11 protein-coding genes are annotated in these 11,768 nt (G+C 67.3%); 5 read left to right on the top strand and 6 right to left on the bottom strand.

Annotated features, from left to right (window positions below; translation table 11 throughout):
• From ENN83_RS09045 to aat, 3 genes are all read left to right on the top strand, one after another.
• The coding region (locus ENN83_RS09045; RefSeq protein WP_287186113.1) for an acetyl-CoA carboxylase biotin carboxyl carrier protein at positions 1 to 280 on the top strand (280 nt) is incomplete at its 5' end.
• A 12-nt stretch (positions 281 to 292) separates the two neighbouring features.
• Positions 293 to 1,642 (top strand): acetyl-CoA carboxylase biotin carboxylase subunit, encoded by a 1,350-nt coding sequence (gene accC, locus ENN83_RS09040; protein ID WP_287186111.1) that lies wholly within the window; start codon positions 293 to 295, stop codon positions 1,640 to 1,642.
• Positions 1,643 to 1,676: 34 nt separating this feature from the next.
• Entirely contained in the window at positions 1,677 to 2,321 is a 645-nt protein-coding gene (gene aat / locus ENN83_RS09035; protein WP_287186110.1) for a leucyl/phenylalanyl-tRNA--protein transferase, read from the top strand.
• On the opposite strand, the gene ENN83_RS09030 is transcribed toward aat, so the two are convergent.
• The 5 genes from ENN83_RS09030 to ENN83_RS09010 all read right to left on the bottom strand — a co-directional run bounded on the left by ENN83_RS09030 (position 2,285) and on the right by ENN83_RS09010 (position 5,624).
• Positions 2,285 to 2,833, bottom strand: coding sequence for a DUF2155 domain-containing protein (locus ENN83_RS09030; protein ID WP_287186109.1), 549 nt, complete (start codon positions 2,831 to 2,833; stop codon positions 2,285 to 2,287). The genes aat and ENN83_RS09030 overlap by 37 nt on opposite strands.
• On the bottom strand, positions 2,830 to 3,291 hold the full coding sequence (gene mlaD, locus ENN83_RS09025; RefSeq protein ID WP_287186107.1) for an outer membrane lipid asymmetry maintenance protein MlaD: 462 nt from the start codon (positions 3,289 to 3,291) through the stop codon (positions 2,830 to 2,832). Before mlaD ends, ENN83_RS09030 begins: the two co-directional genes overlap by 4 nt.
• A 4-nt stretch (positions 3,292 to 3,295) precedes the next feature.
• On the bottom strand, positions 3,296 to 3,679 hold the full coding sequence (locus tag ENN83_RS09020) for an NADH:ubiquinone oxidoreductase subunit NDUFA12 (RefSeq protein ID WP_287186105.1): 384 nt from the start codon (positions 3,677 to 3,679) through the stop codon (positions 3,296 to 3,298).
• Positions 3,680 to 3,762: 83 nt separating this feature from the next.
• A complete protein-coding gene (locus ENN83_RS09015; RefSeq protein ID WP_287186103.1) occupies positions 3,763 to 4,950 on the bottom strand; it encodes a DegT/DnrJ/EryC1/StrS family aminotransferase in 1,188 nt (395 codons plus the stop codon).
• A complete protein-coding gene (locus tag ENN83_RS09010) occupies positions 4,947 to 5,624 on the bottom strand; it encodes an HAD-IA family hydrolase (protein ID WP_287186102.1) in 678 nt (225 codons plus the stop codon). The genes ENN83_RS09015 and ENN83_RS09010 overlap by 4 nt, the downstream gene beginning before the upstream one ends.
• Before the next feature lie 123 nt (positions 5,625 to 5,747).
• Between ENN83_RS09010 and glmU the strand changes: the two genes are divergently transcribed.
• A complete protein-coding gene (glmU, locus tag ENN83_RS09005; protein WP_287186101.1) occupies positions 5,748 to 7,097 on the top strand; it encodes a bifunctional UDP-N-acetylglucosamine diphosphorylase/glucosamine-1-phosphate N-acetyltransferase GlmU in 1,350 nt (449 codons plus the stop codon).
• A gap of 4 nt (positions 7,098 to 7,101) precedes the next feature.
• Positions 7,102 to 8,922, top strand: coding sequence for a glutamine--fructose-6-phosphate transaminase (isomerizing) (gene glmS / locus ENN83_RS09000; protein WP_287186099.1), 1,821 nt, complete (start codon positions 7,102 to 7,104; stop codon positions 8,920 to 8,922).
• Positions 8,923 to 9,131: 209 nt separating this feature from the next.
• Here glmS and ENN83_RS08995 read toward each other — a convergent pair.
• Positions 9,132 to 11,768: vitamin B12-dependent ribonucleotide reductase (locus ENN83_RS08995; RefSeq protein WP_287186097.1), on the bottom strand; the 2,637-nt coding region annotated here is incomplete at its 5' end.

Raw genomic sequence — 11,768 nt, 5'->3', positions numbered from 1 at the left:
GGCCAGCGCGCCCGCCACCGCCCCCGTGGACGACCCCGCCCAGCATCCCGGCGCGGTGACTTCCCCCATGGTCGGCACTGCCTATCTGCAACCCGAACCTGGCTCGGATGCCTTCGTCAAGGTCGGAGACACGGTCAGCGAAGGCCAGACGCTGCTGATCATCGAGGCGATGAAGACGATGAACCACATCCCGGCGCCGCGCTCCGGCACCGTCAAGCGCATCCTGATCGAGGATGGTGCCCCGGTGGAATATGGCGCACCGCTGATGATCCTCGAATAGGGCGGGCGGCGCATGTTCGACAAGATCCTGATCGCGAACCGCGGCGAGATCGCGCTCCGCGTGATCCGCGCCTGCCGCGAGATGGGCATCCGGTCCGTCGCGGTGCATTCGACCGCCGATGCCGATGCGATGCATGTGCGAATGGCCGATGAAAGCGTCTGCATCGGCCCGCCGCCGGGCACCGAAAGCTATCTGTCGATCCCGTCCATAATCTCGGCCTGCGAGATCACGGGCGCCCAGGCGATCCACCCGGGCTATGGCTTCCTGTCCGAGAACGCACGCTTCGTGCAGATCGTCGAGGATCACGGCCTGACCTTCATCGGCCCCTCGGCCGAGCACATCCGCATGATGGGCGACAAAATCACCGCCAAGGAAACCATGAAGGCGCTGGGGGTTCCCTGCGTGCCGGGCTCGGATGGCGGGGTGCCGGATGTCGAGACCGCCCGGAAACTTGTCGGCGACATGGGCTATCCGGTCATCGTCAAGGCGACCGCGGGCGGCGGCGGGCGGGGCATGAAGCTGGCCAGAACCGCCGACGATCTGGAACGCGCCTTCCAGACCGCGCGGGCCGAGGCCAAGGCCGCCTTCGGCAATGACGAGGTCTATATCGAGAAATACCTGCAAAAGCCCCGCCACATCGAGATCCAGGTCTTCGGCGACGGACAGGGCCGCGCGGTGCATCTGGGCGAGCGGGACTGTTCGCTGCAGCGACGGCACCAGAAGGTTCTGGAGGAGGCGCCCGGCCCCGCGATCGACGCCGAGACGCGGGCGCGAATCGGCAAGATCTGTGCCGACGCGGTGGCGCGCATCAACTATCGCGGCGCGGGCACGATCGAGTTCCTTTATGAGGACGGCGAATTCTACTTCATCGAGATGAACACCCGCTTGCAGGTCGAACATCCCGTGACCGAGGCGATCTTTGGCGTGGATCTCGTGCGCGAACAGATCCGCGTGGCGGAGGGGCGGCCCTTGTCCTTCGACCAGGATGATCTGGAGCTGAACGGGCACGCGATCGAGGTGCGGATCAATGCCGAGCGGCTGCCGACCTTCGCCCCCTGCCCCGGCCGGATCACCGCCTATCACGCGCCCGGCGGTCTGGGTGTGCGGATGGATTCCGCGCTTTACGACGGCTATTCGATCCCGCCCTATTACGACAGCCTGATCGGCAAGCTGATCGTGCATGGCCGTGACCGGGGCGAGGCGCTGGCGCGGCTTGACCGGGCGCTGGGCGAGTTGATCGTGGATGGCGTGGACACCACGGCACCGCTGTTCCGCTCGCTCTTGCTGGAGCCTGACATCCAGAAGGGCAATTACAACATCCACTGGCTGGAACGCTGGCTGGAGGCCGGGCCGGATCTCTGACGGACTCGCGCTCCGGCCCGCCGGGATCGAGGGAATGACGGCCGACAGACTGACGCCCCGGGTTCTGCTGAACGCCTATGCTGCGGGCATCTTTCCCATGGCGGAGTCGCGCAAGGATCCGGAGGTCTTCTGGGTCCGGCCGCGGCGGCGCGGGATCTTTCCGCTCGACGGCTTTCACATCTCGAAGAGCCTCGCCCGGCATATCCGCCGCGATCCCTTCATGATCCGCATCGACACCGATTTCGCAGGCGTCGTTGCGGGCTGCGCGGACCGCGACGAGACCTGGATCAACGACACGATCTTTGCGCTGTACCGCGAGCTGCACGCGATGGGGCACGCCCATTCGCTGGAAGTCTGGGAGGGCGACACGCTGGTCGGCGGAGTCTATGGCGTGACGCTGGGCGCGGCCTTCTTCGGCGAAAGCATGTTCTCGCGCCGCACGGATGCGTCAAAGATCGCGCTGGCCTATCTGGTGGACCGGCTGCGCGCGGGCGGCTTCCGGCTGTTCGACGCGCAATTCCTGACGCCGCATCTGCAAAGCCTCGGCGCCATCGAGATCGGCCGCGACGCCTATATGCGGCAGCTTGGGGCGGCACTGGCCCGGCAGGCGGATTTCACCGCCCCCCGGACGCCCGCCTCGGGTCAGGCGCTCTTGCAGCGCAGAACCCAGACATCGTAGCGGGCATGGTCCAGCGGGTTAAGCGCCGGGCTTGACGCCAGCATCCAGCCCGAGAACAGCCGCGCGCCCCCCGTCTCGTCGGCAATCTCGATCAGTGCGAAGGCGTCAGAGGCCGGGTTGTCCGCCGGATAACGGCATTCGCGCAGCATCACCTGCAACCGCCCCACCCGCGCGCCCTGCCCCGGCGCAAGCTCCAGATCGACCACCTCGCCCGACACCCGGTCAAGCCCGCGCAGCACCGCGCCCGCCTGTGCGGTTTCGGTCCGGATCGCCGGATCGGCCTGCGGGTCGGGCGCGACCGGCAGCATCACAAGCGGGTCTTCCTGCTCGATCGTCGGCAGTGGCTCGCCCTGCAACTGCTCGTTCAGCATCGTCTCGCCCGGCGGCAGGTCGTCGAGCGGACCGACCGACCAGCCCTCGGTCGTCCAGCTGTCTGGATCCCAGACGGGTTCCTGCTGCGCCGCCAGAGGCGTGGCAAGCAGCACGAAGACAAGAGCCAGTCGGCCAGTCATCGACCCGTCTCGTCGGCGGTTGCGGTAAAGACCTTCATCAGCAGAGAGATCAGGCTGACCGCGCCCTGGGTTTCCAGCATCTCGTCGCCTGGCGACAGGTTGAAGGGCGAACCGCCGGGGATGATCTCGACAAAGGTGCCGCCCAGAAGCCCCTCGGTCGAAACCAGAACCGCGCTGTCATCGGGCAGTTCGATCCCCTTCTTCATGGTGAAGCGGGCATCGGCGCGAAAGGTCTGGGGGTTCAGCTCCAGCGCGGTGACGGTGCCCACCTTGACGCCGGCCAGCCGAACATCGGTGCCGACATTGACCCCCTCGACCGAACGGAAGCTTGCCGTCAGCTCATAGCTGCCCGTGGCGCCGCCGATGCCGGTGGATTGGGTGGCGTACAGGAAGAACCCCACCGCCAGCGCCATCACCGCGCCGCCCGTGATCACCTCTGTCGTGGTATTCTCGGCCATGGTGCTATTCGGGTTGCCACGCCTCGTAATCCCGCCGCGGGACGGGCTCGGGCCTGCGGATCGACCCCGGCGGGGCATAGGCCAGCGGCGTGCCGGTCAGATTCTCCTGATGCGGCTTTTCCCAGGACTTGTGCGGAAGCGGCTTCTCGGTCGGGGCCTCGGCATAGGTGTGGTGCAGCCAGCCATGCCAGTCCGGCGCGATGCGGCTGGCCTCGACTTCGCCATTATAGATCACCCAGCGACGCGTGCCGTCCCTTGACTGGTAAAAGACATTGCCCTGTGCGTCCTCGCCGACCTTCTGGCCGTGGCGGGCGGTGAACAGGCGCGTGCCGAGCGTTTCGGCGTTCCACCAGGTGACATATTTCAGAAGGTCGTCGATCACGCCCATGGGATCCTCCGCGTGGTGCTATGCGACATATGCCGCATGTGGGCCAGAAGGTCCAGTGCCCTGCCCCGGGCCTCGCGGTCTGTTCAGATTGCACCTGCCTCGGAGCGGATGATGCGCGCGATCAGGGCGCAGTCCTCTTCCGAAAAGGTCAGCGGCAGGCGCATGTCGATAAGCCCGGCCAGCACCCGGTCGGTCCGTGGCAGCGGGTCCGGGTCGGCCCAGGTCCAATGGGCATAGCGCGAGGTGAAGCCCTGCGGGCGCGCGGCCCCGAACCATTTCAGCTCGACCCCCCGGGCGGCACAGCGGGCCAGGAACGCCTCGATCCGGGGCGCGGGCCAGTCCGGCAGGCGGAACTGGAAGGACGAGCCGACGAACCCCTCCTCGGGCGGCCGCGCGATCAGCGCAAGCCCCGGCACGCCCGCCAGCCCCGCCTCGATCACCCGGTAAAGCCCGTTCCAGCGCGCCACCTGTTCGGGCAGGCGGGCCAGTTGCGGGCGCAGGATCGCGGCGCGCAGGTTGTCCATCCGGCCCGAGACATTCGGCACCTCGCCCAGAAGCCGGGCAAACGCCTCGGCGGGGGGCGCGGCGCCGTGGCGGTCGAAATGCATGTAGCTGCCCGACAACAGCACCGCGCGGGCGGCAAGTTCCGCATCGTCGGTGACGATCAGCCCGCCCTCGCCCGAATTGATGTGCTTGTAGGTCTGGGTCGAATAGCAGCCCATCACCCCATGCCGCCCGGATGGCACGCCCGCCCAGTCGGCCCCCATCGTATGCGCGCAATCCTCGATTACCGCGACCCCGGCACCATCGCAAAGCGCCATCAACGCGCCCATGTCGCCGACATGCCCGCGCATGTGGGACAGCATCAGCACCCGCGCGTCGGTTTCCTCGATCCGCCGTTCCAGATGGACAAGGTCGATGGTCAGCGCCTCGGTTGTCTCGACGAAGACCGGCCTTGCGCCAAGGCTGGCAATCGCACCTGGCACCGGGGCCAGCGTGAAGGCATTGGTCAGCACCCCCTCGCCCGGTTCGACCTGCAACGCCCGCAGCGCGCAGGCCAGCGCATAGCCGCCCGAGGCGACCGCAAGACAGTAGCGCGCCCCGGTGAGGGCCGCGAAGTCCTGCTCAAGCGCCGCCACCTCGCCCGCCTCGCCGGGGGCAAGGTTGTAGCGATGCAGCCGCCCATGCCGCATCACCGCAACGGCCGCCGCGATCGCCTCGTCGGGGATCGGCTCCTGCTGGGTGAAGCTGCCGGCGAACCGGTCGGTCATGGCACCGCCTGCGGGATCAGCCGCCCGGCCAGGTCGAACAGCTCGGCGTAATCGGCCAACAGCGCCTCGGGCTCCAGCGCGGGCATCTCGGCCGCGGCCGGGCCGAAGGTCACCAGCACGCAGGGCACGCCGGCGGCGCGCGCGGTGTTGCGGTCGGTCGCACTGTCGCCAATCAGGATCGACAGCGGCACCACGCCGCCCGCCCGTTCGACCGCGGCCCGGTAAGGCGCGGGATCGGGCTTGCGCATGGGCAGAGTGTCGGCGCCCACCAGCGAGCCGAACAGGCCCCGCACCCCCAGCCGCGCCAGCAGTTCCTCGGCCAGCGCCTCGGGCTTGTTGGTGCAGATGCCCACGCGGTAGCCCGCGCTGCGCAGCCGCTCGACCGCATCGACGGCGCCGGGATAGATCCGCGTATGCCGGTCAAGGTTCTGCGCGTAATGGGCCAGGAAGACGGGAAACTGCGCCTCGACCTCTGCCTCGGGCGCGGCCACGCCCAGCCGCTGGAACGCCAGCCGCAGCATCGCCCTCCCGCCCAGAAAGGCGGTCGTGGCGTCCTGCACGGGGTCAAGCGGCAGGCCCAGCCCCACATCCTCGAAACAGGCATTCGCCGCGTCGATCAGGTCGCGGCTGGTGTCGGCCAGCGTGCCGTCGAGATCGAAGATGACCGTGCGCATGTGCCCTCGCTGCCCGTTGCGCGCCCTGAAACAGAGCGAAACGCCAAGTGATCCGGGCGACGGTTGCGCGCCCACGCATCTGCGATAAAAGGGATGCGACCAAAAGGAAAGAGCACAGGCCCCATGCCGACAGCCCTGATCATCCTGGCCGCGGGCCAGGGCACGCGGATGCAGTCCGACCGCCCCAAGGTGCTGCACGAGGTGGCGGGCGCGCCGCTGATCGCGCATGCCATTGCCGCCGGTGCCGCACTTGCCCCCGACCGCATGGTGATCGTGGCGGGCCATGGCGCCGACGCGGTGCGCGCTGCGGCGCTGGAAATCGACCCCGATGTTGCGGTCGTCGTGCAGCACGAACAACTGGGCACCGCGCATGCGGTAGCACAGGCGCGCGCGGCGCTGGACGGGGTAACGGGCGATGCCATCGTGCTTTACGGCGACACCCCCTTCATCCGGCCCGAAACGCTTGAGGCGATGGCCGAGGCGCGCGCGCGCCATGCGGTTGTCGTGCTGGGCTTCGAACCGGCCGATCCGGGCCGGTACGGGCGGCTGGTCATGGCGGGCGACGCGCTGGACCGGATCGTGGAATTCAAGGACGCAACCCCGGAGGAACAGGCCATAGGGCTGTGCAATTCCGGCGTGATCGCAGCGGATTGCGCGCTGTTGTTCGAGTTGATCGATGCGGTCGGCAACGACAATGCCGCAGGCGAATACTACCTGACCGACATCGTCGGACTGGCCCGCGCGCGGGGCCTTTCGGCGGGCGTCGTGGTCTGTGACGAGGCCGAGACGCTCGGCGTCAATTCCCGCACCGATCTGGCCCGCGCCGAGGCGGCGTTCCAGTCCCGCGCTCGCACCGAGGCGCTGGAAAACGGCGTCACGCTGATCGCGCCGGAAACCGTGTTCTTCGCCCATGACACCGCGATCGGCCGCGATGCCCTGATCGAGCCCAACGTGATCTTCGGCCCCGGCGTCACCGTCGAATCCGGCGCCCATATCCGCGCGTTCAGCCATCTGGAGGGGTGTCACGTCAGCCGCGGCACGGTCGTCGGCCCCTTTGCCCGGCTGCGCCCGGGCGCGGAACTGTCCGAAGACGTGCGCGTCGGCAATTTCGTCGAGGTCAAGAACGCGCTGGTGGCCGAGGGCGCCAAGATCAACCACCTGAGTTACATCGGCGATGCGACCGTCGGCGCAAAGGCCAATATCGGCGCGGGCACCGTCACCTGCAATTACGATGGCGTCTTCAAGCACCATACCGAGATCGGCGCGCACGCCTTCATCGGTTCCGACACGATGCTGGTGGCCCCGGTCCGCATCGGCGAAGGCGCGATGACCGCCAGCGGATCGGTCATCACCTCGAACGTGCCGGATGGCGCATTGGCGCTGGGTCGGGCGCGGCAGGACAACAAGCCGGGGTTGGCGGCGAAACTGTTTGAAAGATTGCGGGCCGAAAAGGCCCGGCGCAAAGGGAATTGAACTCATGTGCGGAATTGTCGGCATTCTGGGCGATCACGAAGTCGCCCCCATCCTCGTCGAGGCGCTGAGACGCCTGGAATACCGCGGCTATGACAGCGCGGGCATTGCCACGGTCAACGCGGGCAAGCTGGACCGCCGCCGCGCGGTGGGCAAGCTGGTGAGCCTGTCGGACCTGCTGGTGCATGATCCGCTGGCGGGCAAGTCGGGCATCGGGCACACCCGCTGGGCCACCCATGGCGCGCCCACGGTCGCCAACGCCCATCCTCACCGCGCGCGTCGGGTCGCGGTTGTCCATAACGGCATCATCGAGAATTTCCGCACGCTGCGCGATGAACTGGTGGCGCAGGGCGCAGGCTTCGAAAGCGACACCGACACCGAGACGGTCGCGCATCTGGCGCAGGTCTTCCTCGATCAGGGGCTTGCCCCGCGCGAGGCGGCCGAACGCACGCTTGAACGGCTCGAAGGGGCGTTCGCGCTCTTGTTCCTGTTCGAGGGCGAGGACGACCTGATGATCGCCGCCCGCAAGGGCAGCCCGCTGGCCGTGGGCCATGGCGAGGGCGAGATGTTCGTGGGCTCGGACGCCATCGCGCTGGCGCCGCTGACGCACCGGATCACCTACCTGGAGGAGGGCGACCGCGCTATCGTCACCCGCGCGGGCGCCCAGTTCTTCGACGATCAGGGCCGCCCCGCGAACCGCGAGATCCGCACCATCGAGATCGGCGCGACCCGGGTGGAAAAGGCCGGCTACAAGCATTTCATGGCCAAGGAGATCGCCGAGCAGCCCAGCGTGATAGGCAACGCGCTGCGCCATTACATCGGCGAAAGCGGCGAGATCGTCCTGCCAGGCGGCGGCATCGACTTCACCCGCGTCAGCCGCCTGACGATGGTCGCCTGCGGCACCGCCTATCTGGCCTGCATGACGACGAAATACTGGATCGAGCAACTGGCGGGCCTGCCCGTCGATGTCGATATCGCATCGGAATTCCGCTATCGCGACCCGCCGATCCCCGAGGGCACGCTGGCCGTGTTCGTCAGTCAGTCGGGCGAAACCGCCGACACGCTGGCCGCGCTGCGCTATTGTGCCGGCAAGGCCCAGCGCATCGTCTCGGTCGTCAATGTCGCTGAAAGCTCGATCGCACGCGAAAGCGATCTTGCCCTGCCGATCCTTGCAGGCGCCGAGATCTCGGTGGCCTCGACCAAGGGCTTTACCTGCCAGCTGGCCGTCCTCGCGCTCATCGCGCTCGAGGCCGCGCGCCAGCGCGGGGTGCTGGACGCGGCGTCGTTCGGCCGGCATCTGGAGGATCTGCGCTCGATGCCCGGCCGGCTGAACGCTGCGCTCGCTACCGAACCGCGGGTCAAGACCATCGCCCGGCATCTGGCCGAGGCGACCGACGTCCTGTTCCTGGGCCGCGGCGCGATGTATCCGCTGGCCCTTGAGGGCGCGCTGAAGCTCAAGGAAATCAGCTATATCCACGCCGAGGGCTATGCGAGCGGCGAGTTGAAGCACGGCCCAATCGCGCTGGTGGACAAGACCGTGCCGGTGATCGTGATGGCCCCCCATGACCGGCTGTTCGACAAGACCGTGTCGAACATGCAGGAGGTGATGGCCCGCGGCGGCAAGGTACTGCTGGTGACCGATGCGCGCGGCGCGGCCGAGGCGGGGCACGGCGTCTGGCAGACGCTGGTGATGCCCGAGGTGCCCGAGTCATTCGCGCCGATCCTCTATGCGCTGCCCGCCCAGCTTCTGGCCTATCACACGGCGGTGGCCAAGGGCACCGACGTGGACCAGCCGCGGAACCTCGCGAAATCGGTAACGGTGGAATAGCGGCCCGGACCACCAGGATTTTTTGAACTGGGCATCGGCAACGGATCGTGCTCGGCCGGATATCCAGCCTAGCCACTTTTCACGACGCCAACTTGCGGACATCCGCTCCAGCCAGGGTGATGCGTTCAAGACGCAGGTTGCGCTCATCCACTACATGCTGCACCGATTATCTGGGGGGCGCGGCACAAGGCACTGCGCCCCCCCTTTACTCAACTGCATCCGCTCGTCGCGCCGCAGGTGTTGCACTTCATGCAGGTGCCGTTGCGGACCAGCGTGTAGTTGCCGCATTCGCCGCAGGGGTCGCCCTCGTAGCCCTGCATGCGGGCCTTGGTGCGGGGGTCGAGCGCGGCGACGGCCGTGGCGGTGGCGGCGCCGGTCTCGGGCACCGCCATCGTCTGCAGCGCCGCCAGGGGGGCTGCCCCGCCAGCCAGCGCCGTGGCCGCCATGCCGCCTTGCAGCACGACCAGTTCCTGAGGCAGGCGCTTGCGCAGGTAGCCGGTCGAGCTGATCTGCTTCAGCACCTCCAGCGACTTCGAGACCGCGCTTTCGGACACCGGCGCCACGTTGGGCTTGCCTTCGGCATCACCGCCGCCCAGATCGTCGAAGGCCGCGCCCGTAGGTTTGACATGGGCGAGGTCGGTCCGGTCAAGGTAACTCACCGCCAGTTCCCGGAAGATGTAGTCGAGGATCGAGGTCGCGTTCTTGATCGAGTCGTTGCCCTGCACGATGCCGGCCGGTTCGAACCGGGTGAAGGTGAAGGCCTCGACGAATTCCTCGAGCGGCACGCCGTATTGCAGGCCGACCGAGACCGCGATGGCGAAGTTGTTCATCATCGCGCGGAAGCCCGCGCCTTCCTTGTGCATGTCGATGAAGATCTCGCCCAAGGACCCGTCCGCGTATTCGCCGGTGCGCAGATAGACCTTGTGGCCGCCGACGATGGCCTTTTGCGTGTAGCCCTTGCGCCGTTCGGGCAGCTTTTCGCGGTTCGAGCGGACGGCCTCCTTCACGATCACCTTCTCGACGATCTTCTCGGCGATGACCTGGGCCTTTTCCTGCGGCGTGCCGGTGGCGAGGATCTCCTCGCCCTCCTCGTCGTCCTCGACAAGGGAGGCGGCTAGCGGCTGGCTGAGCTTCGAGCCGTCGCGGTACAGCGCGTTGGCCTTCACCCCCAGCGACCACGACAGTTCATAGGCCGACAGGCAATCCTCGATGGTCGCGTCGTTGGGCATGTTGATCGTCTTGGAAATCGCGCCCGAGATGAAGCTTTGCGCCGCCGCCATCATGTGGATATGGCTGTTGACCGACAGGAAGCGCCTGCCTTTCTTGCCGCAGGGATTGGCGCAGTCGAAGACGTGGTAATGCGCCGGGTCCAGATGCGGCGCGCCTTCCAGCGTCATGGTTCCGCAGACATGGTCGTTCGCGGCCTCGATCTCGGCCTTCGAGAAGCCCAGATGGCGCAGCAGGTCGAAGGTGGGATCGGTCAGCTTGGCCTCGGGGATGCCGAGCACGTCCTTGCAGAACGCCTCGCCCAGGGTCCACTGGTTGAAGACGAAGCGGATGTCGAAAGCCGAAGGCAGCGCGGCCTCGATCTTGTCCAGTTCCGCCCGGCCGAAGCCATGGCCGATCAGCGCGGTGTGGTTGATGCCGGGGCAGTTGCCCAAGCTGCCGTGACCCACGGCGTAGGCCACGATCTCCTCGATCTGGGCAGGCCCGTAGCCCAGTATTTCCAGCGCCGCCGGAACCGATTGGTTGATGATCTTGAAGTAGCCGCCGCCGGCGAGCTTCTTGAATTTGACCAGCGCGAAGTCGGGCTCGATGCCGGTGGTGTCGCAATCCATCACCAGCCCGATCGTTCCGGTGGGCGCGATCACGCTGACCTGCGCGTTGCGGAAACCGTGCTTTTCGCCCAGCGCCAGCGCCTCGTCCCAGGCGCCCATGGCGAGATCCACCAGCCGCCGGTCGGGGCAATGAGCGTGGTCCAGCGGCATGGGGCGGACGGCCAGACCCTCGTAGCCTTCGGTCGCGCCGTGCGCCGCGCGGCGGTGGTTGCGGATGACGCGCAGCATGTGCTCGGCGTTGCGGGCGTGGCCCGGAAAGGGCCCGAGTTCGCCCGCGATCTCGGCCGAGGTGGCATAGGCGATGCCGGTCAGGATCGCGGTCAGCGCACCGCAAAGCGCGCGGCCCTCGTCGCTGTCATAGCCCAGCCCCATGTTCATCAGGAGCCCGCCGATATTGGCATAGCCAAGGCCCAGCGTGCGGAAGTCGTAGCTGAGCTGCGCGATTTCCTTCGACGGGAACTGCGCCATCATCACGCTGATTTCCAGCGTCAGCGTCCACAGCCGCGTGGCGTGGACATAATCCTCGGCCTGGAACGCGCCGTCGCGGTAGAAGGTCAAGAGGTTCATCGACGCGAGGTTGCAGGCCGTGTCGTCGAGGAACATGTATTCCGAGCACGGGTTCGAGGCCCGGATCGCGCCATCGGCCGGGCAGGTGTGCCAGGCGTTGATCGTGTCGTGGAACTGGATTCCCGGATCGGCGCAGGACCAGGCCGCATGGCCGATCTGGTTCCACAGCTCGCGGGCCTTGACGGTCTTGGCGACCTTGCCGTCGGTGCGCCGGATCAGGTCCCAGTCGGCATTTTCCCTGACCGCGCGCAGGAAGGCGTCGGTGACGCGGACCGAGTTGTTCGAGTTCTGCCCCGAGACGGTCGCATAGGCCTCGCTATCCCAGTCGGTGTCGTAGGTCGGGAACTCGATCGACGAATAGCCCTGCCGGGCATAATCGAGCACGCGCTTGACATAGGCTTCGGGGATCAGCGCCTTCTTGGCGGCGCGGATCGCGGCCTT

Source organism: Rhodovulum sp. (assembly GCF_011048875.1).
GTDB lineage: Bacteria > Pseudomonadota > Alphaproteobacteria > Rhodobacterales > Rhodobacteraceae > Rhodovulum > Rhodovulum tesquicola.
This window is presented reverse-complemented; position numbering and strand designations above follow the sequence as displayed.

Excerpts from the sequence above, each read along its gene's own strand:
- accC (WP_287186111.1), top strand. The coding sequence starts at position 293 with ATGTTCGACAAGATCCTGATCGCGAACCGCGGCGAGATCGCGCTCCGC.
- ENN83_RS09015 (WP_287186103.1), bottom strand. The coding sequence starts at position 4,950 with ATGACCGACCGGTTCGCCGGCAGCTTCACCCAGCAGGAGCCGATCCCC.
- ENN83_RS09030 (WP_287186109.1), bottom strand. The coding sequence starts at position 2,833 with ATGACTGGCCGACTGGCTCTTGTCTTCGTGCTGCTTGCCACGCCTCTG.
- ENN83_RS09010 (WP_287186102.1), bottom strand. The coding sequence starts at position 5,624 with ATGCGCACGGTCATCTTCGATCTCGACGGCACGCTGGCCGACACCAGC.
- aat (WP_287186110.1), top strand. The coding sequence starts at position 1,677 with ATGACGGCCGACAGACTGACGCCCCGGGTTCTGCTGAACGCCTATGCT.
- ENN83_RS09020 (WP_287186105.1), bottom strand. The coding sequence starts at position 3,679 with ATGGGCGTGATCGACGACCTTCTGAAATATGTCACCTGGTGGAACGCC.
- mlaD (WP_287186107.1), bottom strand. The coding sequence starts at position 3,291 with ATGGCCGAGAATACCACGACAGAGGTGATCACGGGCGGCGCGGTGATG.
- glmS (WP_287186099.1), top strand. The coding sequence starts at position 7,102 with ATGTGCGGAATTGTCGGCATTCTGGGCGATCACGAAGTCGCCCCCATC.
- glmU (WP_287186101.1), top strand. The coding sequence starts at position 5,748 with ATGCCGACAGCCCTGATCATCCTGGCCGCGGGCCAGGGCACGCGGATG.